Here is a 19992-nt window from a genome sequence, read left to right on the forward strand (position 1 = left end):
GCGTGAGGGCGATTCCCACAGATTGATCGCGACCCGATACCCGCCCTAGAAGGCAGGCCATCGCTCCCGGATGATCTACGGCTTCCACATCCATCGCGGCCGCAAAGGCGAGCGCAAGGCATTCACGTGGCAGGACTACCGCGACCTGATTTTGCGGGCACACATCCAGCTCGGCGGCCCGATCGTGCTCGTCTGGGACAACCTGTCCACCCACCTGACGCCTCCGATGAAGGAGTTCATCGCGGCGAACGAGGACTGGCTGACCGTCTTCCAACTCCCCTCCTACGCGCCCGACCTCAACCCGCAGGAGGGCATCTGGGCCCTGGTTAAACGCGGAATCGGGAACCTGGCAGCCGCCAACGTCGACCATCTGGCCAAGACCGTCCGGACCCGCCTCAAGAAGATCCAGTACCGCCCGCACCTGATCGACGGCTGCCTCGTCCAGGCTGGCCTGGACATGAACGACTGACTCCGGTCGACGCCGACATCACGCATTCAACTCCAGTAGCGGCTGGATCAACTGCCTTATGCCGCTGCGGCATTGATCGTGCATGGCTGCGTGGATGAGGAGGTTCGCATGCTGCCGGGTCGGGGTGTCGGCGTGCTATGCGTCGGGTGGTGAATCCGACTATCCGCTTCCCTACGTGAGGCGGGACGCATCGGTCCTCGGCCGAATCGAGCTCGCCGACCCGTCTACGAGAAATACGGCCGCAGAAGCGGACGATCGCGATCACGATCGAGGTCGACTGGAGCGGTTGCGACTACAAACCCGACCTGGTGGCACGGGAATCGACGGATAAAGTCACACTGCTGTTGAAGCGCCGGGACGCTTCGGGCCCAGACGTTGGGTGCGAGGACGGTGGCATCGCCCAGCTCAAGGCCGTTCTGCACCAGCCACTCGGCACCCGGACCCTGGCCGACGCCGTCACCGGCAAACCCGTCCCGTACACCCACATCCAACGACAGCCGACAACGGGCTGACTGCCTGGTCCCGCTACTCGGGTAGCCCCACCACCGTCAGCCCGTCGCCGGGGTGCAGCCCGGCGAGGGCGGTCTCGCGGCGTACCGACACCGTGGGCAGCAGTCCCGCGAACAAGCTGCGCAGGGCCTCCGCGAAGGCGCGGCACTCCTTGTTCAGGTCAGGGCTCAGCGGTTGCAGGTTCCCCACCTGTGCACCCCCCGGTGTCTCATGGGCCTCCACGGCGCCACCATCCTCGCAGTATCGGTACGGCAGCGGCCCGGGAAACGGAGCACCCGGGCCGCACCGGTGTCAGGAAGTGGACTCGGTCTCCGCCGACTCCGCAGACTCCTTCTCGGGGGTGGCGACGAGCTGGTTGACGAAAGGCACGCTCACGCCGAAGGCGCCGATGCCGTACAGGACGCACTGAGCCAGGTGCACGCCCCCCGCGGCGGACAAGATCCCCGCGCCGATACCCGTGAGCATGCCGATCAGCAGCACCAAAGTCGCCCTGGTCGACAGCATCGCACGCTGCACCTTGAACCTCGTCGATCCGTGGCGGCCCCTGCCGACCACGACCTGTCCGTCGGCCGGATCGGCCTGACGGTGCGTGACAGCATGGACGTCCCGGATGGCGTTGCGCCTCTGTTTCCGGGTCGGGAACACCAGATGGCAACAGCGAGGCCTGCCGTGCCTGGGGCTGGACCGGTGATGAGCTCAACCCGAGGAGCTTCCGAAGCTGCCTCCTCAGCCCCCCGGGGCCGGTGGTCAGCCTGCTGCTGCGTTCTGATGGCCGGCGGGTACGTCGGCAGCGGAGCGAGCGGTGGGCCGGACGGCCGCCGCAGCGCGACCGGCGTGGGCCCGGTCGCCCGCCCGCCGCGAGGCCTTCAGGCCCCAGCCTGACACTACCCACGGCCACCCCCATCATCAGCCGCCAGAGCGACCTTCGACGAGGTCCAGGGCGTCGGGCGGGCGGATCGCATGGCCGCTGATCACCCCGTCCGATCCATGGCTTCTCCAGCGGGCCGTGACCGCGTCCGATGCCCCTGGACCCGCATCGCGGCGGCAGTGACGGCTAGGGCGATGGTCGCGATCCCCGAGGCGGCCAGCACCGGCCGGGGGCCCAGCGCGGCGGTGAGGGGGCCGCCGAGTGCGGTGCCCACGGGCGCGGCGGTGAGGAGGGCGGCGCTTCGGGCGGCGAGGACGGTGGTCAGCCAGTCCTCCGGGGTGCGTTCCTGGAACAGGGCGAAGGACAGCGCGGTGAAGGGTCCGTAGATCACGCCGCCCAACGCGAAGCAGGTGACGGAGACGCAGACCGGCGCCTCCAGGCCGAACGGTACGAGGGCCAGGCCCCAGCCGGCGACGATGCCCAGGGTGACCGGCCAGAGCGGGAGCCTGCGCAGCGCGCCCACCGCCAGGGCGCCCACAACAGCGCCGACGCCGAAGAGTGTCCAGTACAGCCCGAGCAGGCCCACGCCGGAATGGAGATCACCGGTGACGTGCAGCGGGAGCGCGACCTCCACCGGTCCGTAGAGGAAATTGAGGGACCACGTCAGCGCGAGGATCCCAAGCAGCTCGGGCTGACGACATACCAGGCGGAGGCCGGCCACCGATCGACCGTCGTCGACCGGCACAGCCGTCGTCGTCGCCTCCCCGGTCGCGTCGTCCAACCGGCTGGCCTGAACGGCCAGGACGGCGAAGGAGACGGCGTCGAGGCCGACGATCCAGGCCGGGCTGACAGCCGTCGCCAGGAATCCGGCGAGCGCGGGGCCCGCGATGACCGACGCCGAACCGCTTGAGCTGACCAGCGCGTTCGCGGCCAACCTCTGTTCTTGGGGCAGCACCTGAGCGAGCAGGGAGTACTTCCCCGCGCTGCCCCAGGCGTGCAGCACCGACGATCCGGCGAGCAGGGCGACGTAGAGAACCGGGTGCAGCACTCCCGCCGCCCACGCCAGGGGCACACACCCGAGAAACAGCGCCCGGACCCAGCTGTCCGCGGCCAGCAGCCGGCGGGGAGGCAGGCGGCGCAGCCACCGGCCGAAGACCAGCGCTCCGACGGCCCCGGGCAGGGCGTAGGCGGCGACCGCGGCACCGGCAACCGGTGCGGACTGACCGGGAGGCGCGATCAGGACGGCCAGCCACGCCACGGCGACCACGCTCATTCCGTCACCGAGGTCGGAGGCGGCGAGAGCGGGCAGGAGCCGCCGGAACGCGCGGTGGGCGAACAGCGGTCGGTACGTCAGCGGCAGCGGACGAGTCGGTGGGGGAGTCACCCGGTCAGACTTGTGGCTCAAGCGCGCTTGAGGTCAAGGGAGCCCGGGTGCGGATCCGTGGCTCCAGCAGGCCACGACGACGACCGGCAGACGCTGGCGGAGGCCTTCGCGTCGGTGGCTGTGGTGGTGGGAGCGGAGTGCGACGCGTGGGAGCGGGACGTGGTCGTGAGGATCATCGGCGGCGAGTAGGGCGGTCGGGCCGGCGGACCTCGCAGGTGTCGGCCTGCTCCAGGAGGTTCAGGTTGGGAGGTGGTGGAGCTGACGTTATGCTGTCCGGCGGTCTACGGACCGTGTCCAAGGGGTTTTGGGGGAGAAAACATGGGCGACGACGGTGCCGGGACGGGGTTCAGCGCGCACCCGGAGAAACTCGGGGACGCGGGCGATCGGCTGATCACGGCGAGTACGGATGTGGCCGGGGTCAAGGAGACCCTGGGCAAGCTGAACATGTCCGTCCCGGAGACCTTCGGCGAGTACGCGGGTGACGCGGCCAAGGCCTTCTGGTCGGCCTGGCAGGACGAGCTCCAGGTGAACGTCGACGCGCTGTCCGACCTCGGCGGCCGGGTGCACACCACCGCGGCCAACTACGCCAAGACGGACCACGGCGTCCAGCAGCAGTACCAGCAGGGGGCGTGACCCGTGCCCGACCACGACGCGCACCCGCTCGGGCAGGACGCGGGCAGCCAGCGGCAGCAGGCCGAGCGGCTCAAGAAGACCATCGACGAGTCCCATGGCATGTGGGGCGCCGGCGACCTCAAGTACGCCGTCCACGACGCCCTGCAGCTGCCCGCTCCCAAGGGCGACTGCGGCAAGCTCGGCGGGCTCGCCGCCGCGTACAACACGGCGAGCAGCCAGCTGGACGAGATACAGATGAAGGTCGAGCGGGTCAGCTCCGAGCACCTGCCCGCCGCCTGGACCGGGCAGGTCGGCGAGAAGGCCGCCGAGGTCGTCAAGTCCTCCGCCGACGACCTGATGCGCTGTCGTGACGCCCTGGCCAAGGGCCGCGACCAGCTCAAGGCGCTGTCCACCGCGCTGAGCGAGGCGCAGACCCTGCACGGCCAGGGCGCCGCGCCGCTCAGCGAGGCGCTGAAGCTGCTGCACGACATCACCGTCGCCGGCGCACCGGACCCGGTCCACTGGGACGACGACAAGATGCACACCGCCCACGCGAAGGCGAAGGACGGCATCAAGTCGATCCACGACGCCGCGGTGAAGGCCGAGAACGCAGGCCGCGCGGCCGCCCGGGAACTCACCGCGCTGGCCGGCAAGGCGCTGGCCGGCAAGTTCACGAACAAGGGCCTCGGCGCGGCCGACAAGCTCGTCATCGTCGACGCCTCCGTCGCCGGAAGCCAGGCCTACGGCACCATCCTGACCGCCGCCAACGCCACCCGCGCCGCCCAGCTCATGGACCAGATGAGCGACGCCGACCGGGCCCGGTTCGACCAGCTGCTGGCCGGCACCAAGTCCCCGCAGGAGCGCGCCTACCTGATGAAGGCGCTGGCCGCCGGGCACGGCTACGACGAGATCAAGGCCTTCGACGACCAGATCCACGAGCACGGCGACAACCCCGGCTGGCTCGCCGAGCGGATCTCCCCGGTGCAGCTCGACGCGGCCTCCCCCCAGACGGCGGGCACGGGCTACCGGGGCGTCGCATGGGACCAGGGCCAGCACTCGACCTGCGTGGCGGCCTCGACCGTCACCGCCCGGGCGCTGGTCGACCCGCTGTTCGCCTTCCAGCTCACCACCGGCGGACACCCCGGCGACCCGGCGTACGACAACGGCCAGGCCGCGAAGGACCGATGGGACAAGGAGACCAACCGGGTCTACGACGAGCGCGGCTGGTGGCACGAGTGGTCGGACGGCATGTACGACTTCGAGTCCAAGGACATCGCCAACGACGAGATCGCCAAGCACACCGGCGCGGAGTACCACAACGTGGACCTCGACAGCCACGATCAGCGCCAGGACGCGCTCGCCCAGATCGAGCAGAAGGTCGACGAGGGCAAACCCGTCCCGGTCTCCGTCTACGGCGGCCCCTGGTACGACCCCCACCGCCACCAGATGGTGATCATCGGGCACCGGGGCGACCAGCTGGAGGTCTACAACCCCTGGGGCTACACCGTCTGGGTCAGCGAGAGCGACTTCGTCAACAACCACATGCAGGGCGCGTCCGACGACAAGCACCCCGAGGTCGAAAGCATCCGACTGCCCAAGTGAGGGGCCCCAGTTGAACACCACCCCACAGCCCGGCCCGCAACCGATGAGCGACGCCCGGCTGGCCGAACTCGACGTCGAGGTCCTGCTGCGCTTCGGCCTCCCGGACCCCGGCGCGCACCGCTCCACCCTGTTCGGCAACGGCGCTGTGGCCGCCGCGATCACCGTCGACCGGCTCGGCGTGCTGCCGCGCGCCGTGGTCTTCCTCGGCGAGGTGGTTCGCTCCGGCGGCACCCGCTACGCGGCCGCACTGCCCGAACCGCTGCCCGGCCCGGCTGCGGCGGCGGCGCGCGGCTGGCTGGAGGCGGCCGCGATGGTGATCCGCGATGCGACCGGGGACCTGCTGGTCGCCCGGTGGCTGGACGCGGTCGCCGCCGTGCTGGCGCTGCGGGTCGTGCACCGGAAGGCGACCTCGTGACCTGGCGCCGGATCCTGATCGCGGCGGTCGCGGTGCTTGCCGTCGTGGCCACCGTGGGCGCGCTGGCCGTCCACCGGCTGACCACGGGCAAGCTCGACCACGGCACCGTGTTCACCGCGGCCTCCGGCGAGCTGGCGGTCAAGCCCGGCCAGCTCTTCTCGATCGAGGTGTTCGCCTACCAGGAGGCGGGCGACATCTGGACCATGGCCACCCCTGCCCCCGACCCGGCCATCGTGCAGACCGCCGGGGACGAGTACGTCGACAACTTCGGCATCAAGGACCTGCTCGGCTTCGGTGAGACCGGAGCCCTCGGCACAGGCGGCCACTACTACTTCACCTTCCGCGCCGAGAAGCCCGGCCGCACCACCATCACCGTGCATGTCGGGTCCCGCGACCGCGAAGGGATGACGTTCTCCGGCGGGCCGCAGCAGACCAAGCGCCAGTTCACCGTCGACGTCCGCTGAGCCGCCGTCCCCGGGACGATGCGTGCGTCGTCCTCGTCGCCGGCGGCGGCTACACGGCGTCGATCGTCTGCCCCAGCCCAGTCGATCTTGCTGTCGGTGCGAACGGGCATAGTGCCGTTCATGCTTACCGCACTCCACACCGTCGACTGGTCCTCGCTCCACCACGCCTACGGCCCGGCGGACGACGTCCCGGCGATGCTGCTCGCCCTGCGCGCGCCGGACGCCGACGAACGGGCGAAAGCCCTCACGCTCTACTACAACCAGGTCTTCCACCAGGGGACGGTGGACGAGTGCACGACGGCCACGCTGCCGTTCCTGTTCGAGCTGGCGGACGGTCCCGGCATACCGGACCGGGCCGCGATCGTCGAACTGCTCGTCGCCATCGGCAAAGCCGCCGTCGAACACGGCGACAAGGAGTACTGCAACGCCGACTTCATCGGGGCGGCGGCGGTCGTGCGCGAGCACGCGGAGCGGTTCGTCGGCTTCGCGGCCGACCCCGATCCCCTGATCCGGCGGGCCGCGATCCCGGGGCTGGGGCTGTTCATCGACGACGCGCGGCGGGCGTCCACGCTCCTGCGCGACAGGTTGCCCGCCGAACACGGCATCGCCCAACGGCTCCTGGCCGTGGAAGCGATGGCGACCCTGGCCCTGCGCCTGCCGGAGGCGGCCGGCACCGCCGAGGCCTGGTTCACCGCGCTCGCCACCGACCCGACGCAAGGGGCCGCGATCAGGCTCGCGGCCGTCATCCAGCAGGCCAGGTGCGCTCCGGAGCGGATCGGCGAGGACACCATCGCGACGGCGATCGGCCTGCGACGGGACCTCGCGCAGGAGACACCAGACCCGGACGACGCCTGGTGGGTATCGACCGGCCCGGCGCCACCCCCGGCCCCGGCCGACGGTGATGTGCCACCGTGGATCGCCGCCGCCTTCGAGCAGTTGGGCCGAAACGGGCACCGCCACGCGCCGACCACCGAACTGCTCCGCACCTTCCACGACGTGCTCGACAGCTGGGTGGCCGAGCGCTCGACCCTCCTCGCGGAACAACTGCGCGCTCCCGACCCCGGCTCCCGCCTCGACGCCCTGCGGATGAGCAGGGACCTCATCAAGACCTGGCGCGGCGACCACACCCAGCTCGTCGCCCTGGTCGCCGAGCACCTCGGCGCAGCCCACCCCGAGGTCGCGGCCGAGGCCGCAACCGTCCTCCACGACTGCGGCCCCGCTACCGAGCCGGCCCGCGAGGCACTCGCCAACTACGTCGCCGCCCAGCGAACGACTCACGGGCCGCACGCCTGGGCGGCACCGAAGCCGCTGCTCCGCCGAGCCCACCAGGAGGCGGTGCAAGCGCTGGCACGCCTCGGAGACGCGCGAGCGGTACCCGACCTGCTGGCAGCCCTGGACAGCGGCGTCGACGACTGGCGGGCAGTGGAGGCCGCACAGTACCTGCCGCAGGCAGCCGACCAACTGGTGCCACCGCTGTGCGAACGGCTGCGCCGCGTCGACCTCACCGAGCGGCGGGGCCGGGCGAGCGCACGCCCCCTGCTGGCCTCGCTCGCCGCGCTAGCGGACCAGGCGGCGGTACCCGCCGTCACCGAGACCCTGGCGGCCGCGGTGCGGCACGAGCGATGGGGCCTGATGAGCGAGGCCCTGGAAGCCCTGGCGGCGTTCGGCCCCGCGGCAAAACCTGCCCTCGCGGACATCCGCGCCCTGGCGGCCACCACCGAGCACGACGCCGACGTTCGGCTCGCCGCCCTCGCCGCGCTGCGGGCCACCGGCGCCGACCCGGCCGAGATCCTGCCGCCGCTGCTGGACCTCCTCGCCGACGGCACCCGGCCCACGGACATCGCCGACCTATTCGCCGCGATCGGCCCCGCCGCCGCGGGCGCACTGCCACGCCTTCGGGAACTGCTCGGCCACGACTACGAGTGGGTCCGGGTCCATTGTGCCGCCGCACTCTGGTCGATCGGCGGCGAACCGGAGGCACCGGCAGTCCTGGAGACGCTGCTCCAGGCCTGGGAACAGAACCAGTCGACGGCAAACCTGGTGGTCGCCTGCCTGGACCGCATGGGCATCGCCGCCGAGCCGGCGCTGCCGCTGATCCGTGAGCAGCTGGCCCGCCGACGGCGCGGCGGCCGGTTCACCAGCATCGACAACGACAAGGAACTGCAGCGGATCGGCCACGCCATCATCCAACGCTTCGTCTGAGCAGCATGAGATCGTGCCCCCTGCTTACTCCGAGAGTCGCCGTCCGGCTGGCCCTGCCCGGAGGCGGCAACGCCATACCCGCTACCGGAGCTGCCAGCATTGGTAGGCCGCCACAACCGTCGGCCTCGGTGCGCGAGTTGAACCGAGATGCCCAGACGCTGGCAGGCGTCGGTGAAGGTCCGCGAAAGATAGACCGCCCCATGGTCGGTGACGATGGTCTCCGGAATGATCACCGGTTTGGCCGCAGCCCGCTCGAATCGTGCGCCCAGCCGCACCAACCGGGCGTGCGGGAGCCGGGAGGCGGACTCGGCGATCGACGCCGGCCACGTCGACCGCATTGACTCGGGGACCAACATCCTCGCCAGCAACAGAGCCGCGTCCACGGCCTTGGTGCTCTCCGGCCGCAGCACCGTCGCGCAGATCGTCCTCGTCGCCACGTCGACCGCGATGGTCAGTTCCGGCCTACCGATCGCACCGTCGTCGAGCACGATGAGGACGTCCAGCTTCGTGGTGTCGATCTGCACCTGCTCACCAGGGCGGTCGGCGCGGGTCGGGGTGAACTGCCCCGAAGGACAGTTGGCCGTCTGCCGGTGCGTGGTCGCGACCCGAGCCGTCCGCGCGCCGCGCGAACCAGTCCGGTGCGTGCGAACGCCGCTTCCTGCCCTCCTGCCAGAACAGCCAAAGCGGCTGCGAGGCAAAGCCGGTGATCTGGTCATCGAAGTCCAGCAGCATCGCGTGGTCGCGCTCCAGCCACGACTCGTAGCCCACATGCCGCCCCGAGGTCGCCGACCACCACAACCCCGGATAGTTTCGCTGCCCCCGCCACGACGGAAACGACCGCACCGGCCGTCCGTCCTCGAACGCCACCGCGACCGCATCGGCCAAAGTCGACTTGTGCTCACAGCCGCGCCGGTCAACGTACGCGACCTCGAACCCCCGCACTGCTGTCGGAGCACCACCTGCAACACCCTGAAGAACAGCCGTCACACCACCACGGTGCCGGGGCTCAACACTCGCTGTCCGCCGACTTCGCCTTCACCGAGATGAGTGGCGCACCGCTGGCCAAGCCACCGAGATCCCGCCACTGGCCCGCCTTAAAAGGATGAGCTCAGCGGAGCTGGCTAGGGCTGGCGGCGCGCGAAGAGGAGCGCGCCCGGCAGACTCTCGTCGGGGTCGGTCAGCAGGTGGGCCTCAACCGTGAACCCGGCATCGCGCAGCCAGGCCGCCACTTGTCCAGGCTGGCGGCGGTGGACGTGGACCTTCATCGGGTGACCGCCGTAGCCCTGCGTCTTCAGCCGCGACTCGTCGCCAACATGAAAGCCGAGCAGCAGCGGTCCGCCGGGGCGCAGCACCCGCCGGAAGTGACCGAAGACCGTGGGAATCACATCGTCGGGGACGTGAATCAGTGACCAAAAAGCGAGCAGGCCAGCGACCGACTCATCGGCAAGATCGAGGTCCGTCATCGAGCCCACCTCGAACCGCAGGCTGGGGTGATCACGCCGAGCCACGTCGATCATCACGGGTGAAAGGTCGATACCGAAGGCGTCGAGACCCAACTCATGCAGGTGCGCGGTGACGTGTCCAGGACCGCAGCCCACGTCCGCCACCAGCCCGCCGCCGGCGGTGTGCACCAGGTCGGCGAACAACACCAGAGCCGCTCGAAGGTACGGCTTCCCGGACAGAGCCTCGCGAATCTGGTCGGCATAGCTGACCGCGACCGTGTCGTAGGAGGTCCGGGTGTCTGCCAACCAGCCGTCCGCGTTCATGCCCGACACAGTAGCCGAATGATCATGATCCGTGCCCAGCCGGCTGACCACAATGAGATGTGCCAGCTCCGATGTCGTAGGGCAGCTGTCCGCCATGCTCGCCACCATCACCTGGACGACCAGCGCACGACTCGCCAGCCTCGCCGCGAATCCGCCATCTCTATCGAGACCGGACACCAACGTAGCGCCGCTGTCACCCCGCGCGCCGACCTGTTCGCAAAGCCCGCGTCAACTCTTCCGGTCCGCCGCTGCCAGGACGCCCGCACTTCTTCCTGACCGGATCCGCCCGCCGCGCGTTGACTGGATGTCAGCCGCCCGGGAGACGGACACCGCCTCCCGGGCGGCCCGATCGCGGCCCCGCTCGGCTCCCCCGTGCCGAACGCGGGGCCGCACCCCCGGCCTCGGCCACCGCCCCCTCGATCTGGTACGCGGCGGTGGCGGCACCCCAGCGGAACCCCGCCGGCAGGTCGAAGCGATCCGGCATGGCAGCCTCCTGACATAAACGTGAGGAGAACTCATGTTATCGGGTCAACGCCGAAACGGCAGAGGCTGTCGGCTCGGCGGGCGCTTTGGAGGTGTGCACGATCCGGTCGCAGACTCGGCACACGGCGGAACCTCCCTGCTGCCACCAGCGGCAGGTGGAACGGACGGCGCACGGGAGAAGTGGAGCGTCCGGGTCGTCCGCGCCCACCTCGTGCGCGGCGTGCGCCACCGCGTCGCCGAGCGAGCAGCGGGACCCTTCCCACTGACTGCAGGCCGTTTCGACGCAGGGCCCGGCGAAACGGAACCGCGCCTCGGGCGGGCGCAGGCCGGGGGCGGAGGCCCGGGCCGTGAACTCGGCGTCCACCGTCAGCGGCGGGCGCAGTGCGGCGACGGTCCCGTCCTGCCGGACGATGCCGAGCAGTAGGTTGCCCGGGGCGCACAGGCTGCTCGGGCAGGTCGCCCCGGCCCGGGTTGGGCCGGCCTCGGTCTCGGCCACTCCTACTCCTGCTCCATCTGCAGCCCGATCGGACCAGGCCGCTTCAGCACCGCGTCCACCGCGTCGCCGGGCGAACCGGTCTCGCCGAGCGGCACCTCACGCAGCGGCGGCGCGAGATCGAGCTCCGCGACCTGGTCGAGGACGAGCCTTCGCACCGCGTCCCCGATCCGCTGCAGCACGTCCCCCTCCAGGTCGCCCTGGACAGTGACGCTGAATCCTCTTCTGGTCATGGACTTTCCTTTCCTCGGAGCGGCCGCCCCGTCGGCCGGTCGCCCCGTCGGCCGGTCGCCCCGTCGGCCGGTCGGCCGGTCACCGACAGCATCGGTCACCGACAACGCTGTCACCGGGCCCCTGAGCGGGCGACCACTGCTGGCCGGTTGGAGTGAGACGGCCCGCGCCGGGCCCGTTGCCTGGTCGTTTCGGGCGTACGTCGGCGCGCAGTCGCTGGATGGTCTGTGCACGCTTGACCGGGGTCCGGAAGCCGCAAGCGGCGTCGACCGAGGCGGTCCGCCGGCCTGGACCCCCACCAGCGCACCGACGGGAGCACAGCATGATCGGGACCCCCGAGCCCTTCGACGACACCGCGGGGATGCCACCCCTGCCGGGCTGCGCCGAGGACGCGGCCGGCGCACTGAAGCAGATGTTCGTGGACCTGACCCAGGGCGTGCGGATGGCCCGCGGCCAGGACCCCGTCAAGCGGCCGGTGTTCCTCAAGCCGCACGGCGTGGCCCGTGGCACGCTCACGGTCGCCGACGACCTGCCGTCGGACCTGCGCGTCGGGTTCCTGGAGAGCGCCCGCACCCAGGCCGGCGGCCTGCCCGCCTGGGTGCGGTTCTCCAGCGACACCGTGCCCGGCGCTCCCGACCTGATGACCACGCTCGGCGTCGGCATCAAGTTGTTCGGTGTGCCCGGCCCGAAGCTGCTGGAGGGCTACGCCGAGGCCGGCACCCAGGACCTGCTGCTGCAGAACTTCGACGTCTTCTTCGTCGACACCGCCCAGGACATGTGCGAGTTCACCAAGGCCGGTGTCATCGACGGCAGTTACGACAAGTACCTGGAAGCTCATCCGGTCACCGCCGGGATCCTCGACGCGATGGCCAAGTTCGAGCAGAGCGTGCTGACCGCCACCTACTGGGGTGTCCTGCCCTACGCCTTCGGCCCGGATCGCTTCGTCAAGTACAAGCTGGTGCCCTCCGGTTGTGAGCCGGCCGACCCGGCGGCGACACCTCCCGACGAGGACCCCACCTATCTCGGCGCCGACCTGGTCCACCGACTCAAGGCCGGTCCGGCGGCCTTCGACCTGATGCTCCAGTTCCGCACCGACGACGAGAGGATGCCGCTGGACCAGGCGACGGTGCGGTGGGAGGAGTCCGAGAGCGCCCCCGTGAAAGTGGCCCGGCTGACCCTCCAGCAGCAGGACGTCACGGCTCGCGGCCAGGCCGCGTACGGCGAGAACCTCTCCCTCAACCCGTGGCACAGCCTCGCCGAGCACACCCCGGTGGGCAGCATCGCCGAGGTGCGCAGGACGGTGTACCTGGCCTCGGCCGAACAGCGCCGCGACGTGAACGGCGTTCCGACGGCCGAGCCCGGCCCGGCCCGCCCGCAGATCACCCCGCCGGCGGCCCGCGACACCCGGATCGTCCGGGCCGCCGTGCACCCGGCCATCGGCGTGGCCCGGGTCGGCGACAGCACGATGGACGACTTCGTCCTCGGCCCCGAGGTCGACGATCCGGCCCCGCTGCCGGTCGGGAGCTACAAGGACGTCACCGGCGCCCTGAAGCGCCAGGGCGTCCGGTTCCGGGTGTACGGCTACAACGCCGCCGGCGAGCCGGTCGCCGAACTGACCGCCGACAACGCCGACCTGCGCTGGACCGTGCACGTCGCCAACGCAAAGGCAGCCTGGTACCAGTTCCAGATCGCCCTCGACATCCCGGAGGCGAACCAGGCCGACGACAGCAACCTGCGCAACCCCAAGGTCCAGGCCGATCAGCGCAAGGACCTCCTGGTCATCGACCCCGGCCCCCGTTCGGTGCGCGGCCGCAACCGCTCCGACAAGCCCGAGTACCGCTTCGACACCGGCACCTTCATGGGCAAACCCGTCTACCTCGGGGAGCTGCGCACCGACGACAGCGGCCGGCTGGTCTTCCTCGGCGGCCACGGCGTCTCGGCCTCGTCGACCGGCACCCCCGCCGACACCTTCGCCAACAACGACGGCTGGTACGACGACACCTCCGACGGCCCGGTCACCGCCGAGGTGAGCATCGACGGACGGCCGATCCCGGTCGAGCCGGGCTGGGTGGTGACCGCGCCCCCCAACTACGCTCCCGAACTCGCCTCGGTGCGCACGATGTACGACCTGGTGCGCGACTCCTTCTTCAGCGCCGGGCAACTCCCCGCGCCGCAGCAGGTCTCGTTCACCCGTGACGTGTTGCCCGTGCTGCGCCGGCTGTCCGGCCTGCAGTGGGTCAACAAGGGCCTGTCCACCCAGTTCGGCTTCGGCGGGCGCGAGCACCTCCTCGACCCCGCCCGGGTCGCCGCGCTGGCCGACCCCTCGCCCGTCCAGCGGGAGCTGCGCCGGCAGATCTGGCTTGCCGTCCGCAACTACGACCGCGACGGCATGTCGCCGGTGCCCTGGCCGGCGGTCTACGGCGACGCGATGAACCTGCCGCCCCAGTCCGTGCGCCAGCACATGACGCTCTCCGCGCTGCAGTACCGCCTCCTGCAGCGGTGGGCCCGCGGGGACTTCGTCGACGACTACGACCCGACGGCCGCGCCGCCCGCCACCCTCGACGACGTCCCGTTCGCCGAACAGCCCGGGACCCTCGACCGGGCGGCCCTGTCGTTCTGCCTCGCCGACGCCTTCCACCCCGGCTGCGAGCTGACCTGGCCGATGCGCCACATCACCCTGTACAGCAGCCCGTTCCGGGTGCGGCACCGCGACCCGCTGGCGCCTCCCCCGCCCGACTACGGCCAGACGCTCACGCCGGAGCTCGCGCTCTCCCTCGACGGCCCGCTGCACGCCCAGGACCCGGGCGGCCTGACCCGGTGGATGGCGGTGCCGTGGCAGACCGACACGGCGAGCTGCCGGTCGGGCTACGAGTACAGCGTCTCGCTCGGCTTCGGCCCGTACGACCCGTACCTGCCGACCTTCTGGCCGGCCCGGGTGCCCAATCACGTGCTCGCCGAGGAGGACTACGAGGTGGTGATGGACACCACCCGCCCGATCGCCGACCGCCTGGCCGCGTTCCAGAACCGGCGGACCTGGCTCCGCTGGCTGCCCCGTGACTACACGGCCGCCATCAACGCGATGGTGCAGGACTTCGGAAAGCTCGGGGTGGTCGAGCGCCGGGTCGGCCCCACCGACGATCCCCGGCTGCCGACGGAGGTCCTGGTGGAGTCCGAGGTGAGCTTCCCGGCCGAGCCCGCCCCGCCGGCCGGGCGCAACCTGATGACCGTGCACGTCGACCGCGGCGCCGACCCCGCCCTGGGCGCGGCCGCGCTGGCCACCGCGGCCACCATGGCGGACGCTCCCGACGAGGAGGTCTCGGTCGGGTTCATCGACAAGGTCAAGCGCCTGCGGCCCAACCGGTGACCCCTCACCCGCCGGTTCGCGTGCGCCCGTCCGGGCCCGTCGACGCCGTGGTGGCGGGCGGCGGTCCGGCGGTCCGGCGGGCGGCGTGGCGGCGTGGCGGCAGGCGCCGTGGCGGCAGGGCCCGGCTGGGTGGCGGCCGGGGACGCCGCCCTCGCCTTCGACCCGCTCTCCTCGCAGGGCATCGTCACCGCACTGCACACCGGTGCCCGCGCCGGACGGGCCGTGGCCGACTGCCCCGCCGACGGGGGACGGACGACGGCAGCGCTCGCCGACCGCACGGCGTTCCTGGACGGGATCGCGGCGGCCTACCGAAGAAATCATGCGAACACCTATGACCAGGAGCAACGTTGGCCCCTGAGCCCCTTCTGGCGCCGCCGCCGTCTGGGCGAACAGCCTCTGAGCGGCATAGCCTGAGAGGGCCGGAACGCCCGTCCAAGGAGTCAGTCATGACTACTCAGACGCTCGCCGTGCTGGACGCCACAGAGGTCACCCAGGCCATTCAGGACCTCCAGCACAGCGTGACCCTGATCGCCGGCAAGGTCACCGTGATCCGCGCCTACGTGAGCGGCGCGAGCGGCCCCGCCACCGGCGTGAACGGCACCGTGACCCTGCTCCGGTCGCCCGCCGATCCCCCGATCACCGTTTCATCGGCCAACACCGTTTCCCTCGATCCGGCCACACCCAAGGACGTACCCACCCGTCGGGCCGACGCCAGCCTGAGCCTCAACTTCGTCGTGCCGAGCGCGCTGACCGCCGAAGGGGCACTCAGCGTGAGCTCGATCGCCCTGACCGACACCATGACGGGTGCCGCCGTCCCGTTCAGCGGGTCGGCCAACGGCCCGACCGTCTGGTTCAAACAGTCCCCGCCGCTCCGGGTACGAGTCCTGGGGCTGCGCTACACCATGGGCAACCCTCCGGTCACCTACACCCCGCAGGACATCGACTACACCTTCCTGATCAGCTGGCTCAAACGCGCCTACCCGGTGGCCGACGTCATCGAAGCGCCCCACACCGTCATCGACGTCACCGCCACCCCGCCGTTCCAGTGCACCGACACCAACGCCCAGCTCGCCGCCATCCGCGCGCTCGACATCAGCGCCGGCGGTGACCGGCGCACCCACTACCTCGGCCAGGCGGCCGACGGCGGGTTCTTCATGCGCGGATGCGCCTCCGGGGTACCCGCCACACCCGACCCCACCACCGTCGCCTCGTCGCCGTGCGGCGCCGCGACCTGGGGCTGGGACTTCGACGGCACGTACGCCGACTGGTACGGCGGGCACGAACTCGGCCACACCTACGGCCGCAAGCACCCGGGATTCTGCGGCGAGTCGAAGGACGACCTGCAGAACTACCCGTTCCAGAACGGACAGCTGGCCAACGACGCGAACAGCTTCGCCGGATTCGACGTGGGCGACCCACAGCTGAACCTGCCGATGACCGCCAGGCCGGGCGTGTCGTGGCACGACGTCATGACCTACTGCGACTCCCAGTGGCCCTGCAGCTACACCTACGAGGGCATCCGCCAACGCCTGTTGGCCGAGGACTCCCTCGCAACCGGCGCCCCGGCGCCCACCCCGGTGGCTCCGCTCCGCGAAGCCGCCCACGAACTGAGGGTCACCACCCGGAGCGCCGGCGGCCGCCCTGACGACCGGTTCCCGCAACTCTCGGTGACGACCGCGCCGACCCCGATGTCGGCGGCCGACGAAGCGACGCGGGGAGCGGGGCCCGATGCCGGGCAGCTCGTCAGCGTGATCGGGACCGTCAACCTCACCCAACGCGCCGGTGACATCCGCTTCGTCAATCCGGTGTCGGCGGCGGCCCAACAGCCGGCCCAGCCAGCCCCGGCCGGACAGCCGGACGGCGCCGGCCCGGACGGAGGGGTCCCGGTGGTCCTCCGGATCCGACAGGCAGGCGGCGCACCGCCACAGGACTTCCCGGTCACGGTCAAGCTGTCGTCGGACCCGGAACCGGGGCAGGACCGGACCGGCCTGGTCGACGCGGTCCTCCAGGTCGGGGCCGACCCGGCGTCCGTCGAGCTGCTCGTCGGGGGGCAGGTCGTGGACACCTTCCGCCCCGGAGCCCCGGCCCCGGCCCTGCGCGGCGCCCGTCCGACGACGGCGCAGGACGGGAACATCGGGCTGGCACTGGACTTCGGCCCGGCCCCGCAGGACGGCCAGACCTTCGCGACCCAGGTGAGTACGGACGGCGGACGGACCTGGCAGACCGTCGGGGTCGGCCTGAAGAACCCGATGATCACGATCGACCGCAGCCAGTTCCCCCGGGGGACAGCGGTTCAGGTCAGGGTCATCTCGACCAACGGCTTCACGAGCACGACATCGGACATCCAGAGCTTCCAGGTGTGAGGCGAAGGAATCGAAGGAAGCGCCGAAAAGCGATGGGCCGCCGGGCAGCGGCGTGCGCGGGGGCCGCCTCTGCCCGCCGTCGCCCGGGGTGTCTCCCAGGGTGGTGAGGAACTCGGCGTCCTCGGCGTCGGTGCCCTCCATCGCCTTGCGGGCCTCGATCGCGACCAGGTCGGTAGAGACCGAGCCGATCCACTGACGAGGGGAAGCAGATCTCATGAGTACACCTCGAGACCGGATCGCCCAACCGGACATCCGCAGACACGACCGACTCAGCGGAACCCTCCACGAATACCGACATGCCGCCTGAGCAGCCTGGATGAACTATCCGACACCCCCAACATCAGTGCAGGTGCGACTGCCAGTCGGCAGGGACCTTGCCGCGCGGGCCGGGCGTCGGCTGCGAGGCCGGGTGTGCGGCGGGCGGGGCCAGTTCCGGCCCCTCGTAGTACTGCTCGGTCTCGACGCTCCACAACCACGCCTCACCGGGCTCGAAGCTGGCCAGGAACGGATGCCCTGCCTCTCGGGCATGTCTCGTGCCGTGTTGCGAGGGGGAGGAGTCGCAGCAGCCGATGTGCCCGCACTCGGCGCATCGCCGCAGGTGGAACCACCACCCCGGCCCGTCCCCCGTCAGGCACTCCACGCACCCGTCCCCGCTCGGCCGTGCGGAGGGATCGATCCCCCGGATCGGGCTGTCAGCCATCGGACACGCCTCCCGGTGAGGGCTCGGCCCGGGCCGCCGGTTCGGCACGTCGAGGCCGAAGCCGTCGGACTGTCTCTCCGGATCCCAACCAGCCGGCTCGCACGGAGATTCCTTGGCGAGCGGCAGCGGGCCCCGTCGTACGGGCAGTAGCGGAGGGCCCGGCGGTGGCCTTGAAGGTGGCGACCGGCTGTGCGTGACTAGAAGGGAGCAACAGTGTCCCGGCTGATATCGAGGTGCCCCGGATGGGATTCATCGGCACGGTGGGGCTGGTGCTCCACCCCGAGCGCACCTGCGCGCCCACCGTGGAGGCCGTGGTCCTTTGGAGCCGGGCCCGGGGGACGAAGGTTCTGGGGCTGGCGGCGGAGGTGGCCCGGATCGGCTGCGAGGCCATTCCGGTCGAGGCCGAGGAGATGACCACGAGTGCCGATCTGCTGATCAGCCTCGGCGGGGACGGCACGATGCTGCGCGCGATGCGGCTCGCGACCGGGGGCCACGCGCCGGTCCTGGGCGTCAACGTCGGACGTCTGGGCTTCCTCGCCGAGGTCGACATACCGGAACTTCCTGCCGCACTGGACGCCATCGACACCCACCGTTTCACCGTGGAAGTCCGCTCCGGCGTCCACGCCCGCTTCGGGGCCGCAGAGACGACGGCGCTCAATGACGTCGTGTTCCTGCGCAGCCCGGGACACAAGTCCGCGGCGGTCGCCGTACGGGTCCAGGGCGAGCCCTTCGTGGCCTACACCGCCGACGCGGTCGTCGTCGCCACGCCGACCGGCTCCACCGCGTACAGCTTCTCCGCCGGCGGCCCGATCGTCTCCCCCAACGCGGAGGGGCTGCTGATCACCCCCGTGGCTCCGCATGCCGCGTTCAACCGCTCCGTGTTCCTCTCCAGCGGTGAACGGCTCGACCTGGAGGTCCTGCCGCACAGCGGCGACCTCGCCGTCGAGGCCGACGGCCTCCTGGTCGGCCACGTCTCACCGGGCGGCGTCATAGAGGTGACCATGCTGCCCGCCGCCGCACGCGTCGTGCGACTGGGCCACACCACGTTCTACCAGCGGGCCCAGCGCAAACTCCGACTCACCGGCTCGGCGGAACACGGCTGAGCACGGCTGACTCACCGGCTCGCGCCCCGCCCCCGGGCCGAGGGGTACCGCGACGCACGGGGAGGTGGCAGCCTTGAGGGCGCCGTCAGGATTCCTGCGGGGCGCGGAGCGAGGGAGGGCCGCATGAGCAAACGGCTTCGCTCCCGTGATCGGCGGATCGGTCGCGGCGGCCCTCGCCCTGGACGCGATACGCCACGCCGCGCGGTGACACGCCACTCGGTGAGTCGGGCGGAGGAGGAACGGCTCCCCCGCTGGGGGGAGCTGGTCCCTCCTCGCGGCGGAGGCCGTGACCGGGGGTGAGCCGGGAGGTTGGAGGTAGTCGGAAACAGCCCGACTCCCGTCTCCCCACTGAGGATTGACCATGCGAAAGCTCACCACCGCCATCGCGCTCACCACTGCGGCCGTGGCCCTCGCGGCCGGGACGGCCGGCACCGCCGCGGCCGCGCCCGCGCCGGCCACCCCCCTACCGGCCCAGCACCTCGCGCTGCACGGCTGGACCCTGCTCAACGAGCACGGCCCGGGCCCCAACCCAGGCGAGCGGCTCACCGCGCGGGTCAGCGCCCGTACGGTCGACGGCCACACCCGGGGCCACGTCGTGGTGCAGCACGTGTTCGAGAAGACCGGCACCATCCGGGCCGAGTTCGACGTCGACTGCCTGACCCTCGACGGGAACGGTGCCATCACCGTGACCGGGCCCATCTCGCGGACCGTGGTTACCCCGCTCGGGGGCGAGCCGTACCTCTTCGAGGAGGGCCAGCACCCCGAGGCCGGCCTCACCTTCTACCCGACCGACGAGCAGCACCAGCGCCGGGTCGGCTGGAACCGGACCAACCCCGGGATGCACTCCGAAGTCGTCAAGTGCGGCACGGTTCCGGCCGGCTTCTGGGTCATCGACGGCGGGACATTCCTGCGCCGCTAGGAGCGTGTCTCGGTGACCGGCAACCCACCTGTGTCCCGTGATCT

Annotated in this window: 20 protein-coding genes and 1 pseudogene; 12 read left to right on the forward strand and 9 right to left on the reverse strand. The window is 71.2% G+C overall.

What is annotated here, in order from left to right; translation table 11 throughout:
* The first annotated feature begins 70 nt into the window (after nucleotides 1-70).
* A complete protein-coding gene (locus ACIO5E_RS24175; protein ID WP_400671307.1) occupies nucleotides 71-469 on the forward strand; it encodes a transposase in 399 nt (132 codons plus the stop codon).
* A gap of 525 nt (nucleotides 470-994) precedes the next feature.
* Here the strand turns inward: ACIO5E_RS24175 and ACIO5E_RS24180 are convergent.
* The 3 genes from ACIO5E_RS24180 to ACIO5E_RS24190 all read right to left on the reverse strand — a co-directional run bounded on the left by ACIO5E_RS24180 (nucleotide 995) and on the right by ACIO5E_RS24190 (nucleotide 3231).
* On the reverse strand, nucleotides 995-1168 hold the full coding sequence (locus ACIO5E_RS24180) for a hypothetical protein (RefSeq protein ID WP_400671309.1): 174 nt from the start codon (nucleotides 1166-1168) through the stop codon (nucleotides 995-997).
* A 102-nt stretch (nucleotides 1169-1270) separates the two neighbouring features.
* Entirely contained in the window at nucleotides 1271-1483 is a 213-nt protein-coding gene (locus ACIO5E_RS24185; protein WP_400671312.1) for a hypothetical protein, read from the reverse strand.
* Nucleotides 1484-1950: 467 nt separating this feature from the next.
* A complete protein-coding gene (locus tag ACIO5E_RS24190; protein ID WP_400671314.1) occupies nucleotides 1951-3231 on the reverse strand; it encodes an MFS transporter in 1281 nt (426 codons plus the stop codon).
* Nucleotides 3232-3288: 57 nt separating this feature from the next.
* Here ACIO5E_RS24190 and ACIO5E_RS24195 point away from each other — a divergent pair, with 57 nt between their 5' ends.
* The 6 genes from ACIO5E_RS24195 (at nucleotide 3289) to ACIO5E_RS24220 (ending at nucleotide 8526) form a co-directional block, all read left to right on the forward strand.
* Nucleotides 3289-3420 carry a hypothetical protein gene (locus ACIO5E_RS24195; protein ID WP_400671317.1) on the forward strand — a complete coding sequence of 44 codons (132 nt, stop codon included), beginning with the start codon at nucleotides 3289-3291 and terminating at the stop codon, nucleotides 3418-3420.
* A gap of 129 nt (nucleotides 3421-3549) precedes the next feature.
* On the forward strand, nucleotides 3550-3864 hold the full coding sequence (locus ACIO5E_RS24200; RefSeq protein ID WP_400671320.1) for a WXG100 family type VII secretion target: 315 nt from the start codon (nucleotides 3550-3552) through the stop codon (nucleotides 3862-3864).
* A gap of 3 nt (nucleotides 3865-3867) precedes the next feature.
* Entirely contained in the window at nucleotides 3868-5445 is a 1578-nt protein-coding gene (locus ACIO5E_RS24205) for a hypothetical protein (protein WP_400671323.1), read from the forward strand.
* 10 nt (nucleotides 5446-5455) lie between these two features.
* Entirely contained in the window at nucleotides 5456-5860 is a 405-nt protein-coding gene (locus ACIO5E_RS24210; protein ID WP_400671326.1) for a hypothetical protein, read from the forward strand.
* Nucleotides 5857-6324: a protease inhibitor I42 family protein gene (locus ACIO5E_RS24215; RefSeq protein WP_400671328.1), complete on the forward strand. Its 468-nt coding sequence runs from the start codon at nucleotides 5857-5859 to the stop codon at nucleotides 6322-6324. The genes ACIO5E_RS24210 and ACIO5E_RS24215 overlap by 4 nt, the downstream gene beginning before the upstream one ends.
* Before the next feature lie 120 nt (nucleotides 6325-6444).
* The gene (locus tag ACIO5E_RS24220) at nucleotides 6445-8526 is read left to right on the forward strand and encodes a HEAT repeat domain-containing protein (protein WP_400671331.1); all 2082 of its coding nucleotides are present in this window, start codon (nucleotides 6445-6447) and stop codon (nucleotides 8524-8526) included.
* A 528-nt stretch (nucleotides 8527-9054) separates the two neighbouring features.
* Here ACIO5E_RS24220 and ACIO5E_RS24225 read toward each other — a convergent pair.
* The 5 genes and pseudogenes from ACIO5E_RS24225 to ACIO5E_RS24245 form a co-directional block, all read right to left on the reverse strand.
* On the reverse strand, nucleotides 9055-9513 hold the full coding sequence (locus ACIO5E_RS24225; protein ID WP_400671334.1) for a TnsA-like heteromeric transposase endonuclease subunit: 459 nt from the start codon (nucleotides 9511-9513) through the stop codon (nucleotides 9055-9057).
* Between the two features lie 134 nt (nucleotides 9514-9647).
* Entirely contained in the window at nucleotides 9648-10292 is a 645-nt protein-coding gene (locus tag ACIO5E_RS24230) for a class I SAM-dependent DNA methyltransferase (RefSeq protein ID WP_400671337.1), read from the reverse strand.
* Nucleotides 10293-10686: 394 nt separating this feature from the next.
* Nucleotides 10687-10776, reverse strand: a pseudogene (locus ACIO5E_RS24235) (family 1 glycosylhydrolase); the annotation flags it as partial.
* Between the two features lie 36 nt (nucleotides 10777-10812).
* Nucleotides 10813-11271, reverse strand: a complete 459-nt coding sequence (locus tag ACIO5E_RS24240) for a hypothetical protein (RefSeq protein ID WP_400671339.1) — start codon at nucleotides 11269-11271, stop codon at nucleotides 10813-10815.
* Nucleotides 11272-11273: 2 nt separating this feature from the next.
* The gene (locus tag ACIO5E_RS24245; protein ID WP_400671342.1) at nucleotides 11274-11501 is read right to left on the reverse strand and encodes a hypothetical protein; all 228 of its coding nucleotides are present in this window, start codon (nucleotides 11499-11501) and stop codon (nucleotides 11274-11276) included.
* A gap of 320 nt (nucleotides 11502-11821) precedes the next feature.
* Between ACIO5E_RS24245 and ACIO5E_RS24250 the strand changes: the two genes are divergently transcribed.
* The 3 genes from ACIO5E_RS24250 (at nucleotide 11822) to ACIO5E_RS24260 (ending at nucleotide 17226) form a co-directional block, all read left to right on the forward strand.
* Entirely contained in the window at nucleotides 11822-14863 is a 3042-nt protein-coding gene (locus tag ACIO5E_RS24250; RefSeq protein ID WP_400671344.1) for a LodA/GoxA family CTQ-dependent oxidase, read from the forward strand.
* A 93-nt stretch (nucleotides 14864-14956) separates the two neighbouring features.
* Nucleotides 14957-15277 carry a hypothetical protein gene (locus ACIO5E_RS24255; RefSeq protein WP_400671347.1) on the forward strand — a complete coding sequence of 107 codons (321 nt, stop codon included), beginning with the start codon at nucleotides 14957-14959 and terminating at the stop codon, nucleotides 15275-15277.
* 32 nt (nucleotides 15278-15309) lie between these two features.
* Nucleotides 15310-17226: a hypothetical protein gene (locus ACIO5E_RS24260; RefSeq protein ID WP_400671350.1), complete on the forward strand. Its 1917-nt coding sequence runs from the start codon at nucleotides 15310-15312 to the stop codon at nucleotides 17224-17226.
* A 340-nt stretch (nucleotides 17227-17566) separates the two neighbouring features.
* Here the strand turns inward: ACIO5E_RS24260 and ACIO5E_RS24265 are convergent, their stop codons facing one another.
* Nucleotides 17567-17926 (reverse strand): UBP-type zinc finger domain-containing protein, encoded by a 360-nt coding sequence (locus ACIO5E_RS24265; RefSeq protein ID WP_400671352.1) that lies wholly within the window; start codon nucleotides 17924-17926, stop codon nucleotides 17567-17569.
* Nucleotides 17927-18168: 242 nt separating this feature from the next.
* On the opposite strand from ACIO5E_RS24265, the gene ACIO5E_RS24270 reads away from it, so the two are divergent.
* Both ACIO5E_RS24270 and ACIO5E_RS24275 read left to right on the forward strand, forming a co-directional pair.
* Complete coding sequence (locus ACIO5E_RS24270; RefSeq protein WP_400671355.1) at nucleotides 18169-19029, forward strand: NAD(+)/NADH kinase; 861 nt, start codon at nucleotides 18169-18171, stop codon at nucleotides 19027-19029.
* A gap of 361 nt (nucleotides 19030-19390) precedes the next feature.
* Nucleotides 19391-19948 (forward strand): hypothetical protein, encoded by a 558-nt coding sequence (locus ACIO5E_RS24275; protein WP_400671358.1) that lies wholly within the window; start codon nucleotides 19391-19393, stop codon nucleotides 19946-19948.
* The last annotated feature ends 44 nt before the right edge of the window (nucleotides 19949-19992 follow it).

Origin of the sequence: Kitasatospora sp. NPDC087314, from assembly GCF_044744365.1 — a bacterium.
Taxonomy (GTDB): domain Bacteria; phylum Actinomycetota; class Actinomycetes; order Streptomycetales; family Streptomycetaceae; genus Kitasatospora.

Excerpts from the sequence above, each read along its gene's own strand:
- ACIO5E_RS24265 (WP_400671352.1), bottom strand. The coding sequence starts at position 17,926 with ATGGCTGACAGCCCGATCCGGGGGATCGATCCCTCCGCACGGCCGAGC.
- ACIO5E_RS24185 (WP_400671312.1), bottom strand. The coding sequence starts at position 1,483 with ATGCTGTCGACCAGGGCGACTTTGGTGCTGCTGATCGGCATGCTCACG.
- ACIO5E_RS24270 (WP_400671355.1), top strand. The coding sequence starts at position 18,169 with ATGGGATTCATCGGCACGGTGGGGCTGGTGCTCCACCCCGAGCGCACC.
- ACIO5E_RS24230 (WP_400671337.1), bottom strand. The coding sequence starts at position 10,292 with ATGAACGCGGACGGCTGGTTGGCAGACACCCGGACCTCCTACGACACG.
- ACIO5E_RS24275 (WP_400671358.1), top strand. The coding sequence starts at position 19,391 with ATGCGAAAGCTCACCACCGCCATCGCGCTCACCACTGCGGCCGTGGCC.
- ACIO5E_RS24250 (WP_400671344.1), top strand. The coding sequence starts at position 11,822 with ATGATCGGGACCCCCGAGCCCTTCGACGACACCGCGGGGATGCCACCC.
- ACIO5E_RS24245 (WP_400671342.1), bottom strand. The coding sequence starts at position 11,501 with ATGACCAGAAGAGGATTCAGCGTCACTGTCCAGGGCGACCTGGAGGGG.
- ACIO5E_RS24200 (WP_400671320.1), top strand. The coding sequence starts at position 3,550 with ATGGGCGACGACGGTGCCGGGACGGGGTTCAGCGCGCACCCGGAGAAA.
- ACIO5E_RS24220 (WP_400671331.1), top strand. The coding sequence starts at position 6,445 with ATGCTTACCGCACTCCACACCGTCGACTGGTCCTCGCTCCACCACGCC.
- ACIO5E_RS24260 (WP_400671350.1), top strand. The coding sequence starts at position 15,310 with ATGACTACTCAGACGCTCGCCGTGCTGGACGCCACAGAGGTCACCCAG.
- ACIO5E_RS24175 (WP_400671307.1), top strand. The coding sequence starts at position 71 with ATGATCTACGGCTTCCACATCCATCGCGGCCGCAAAGGCGAGCGCAAG.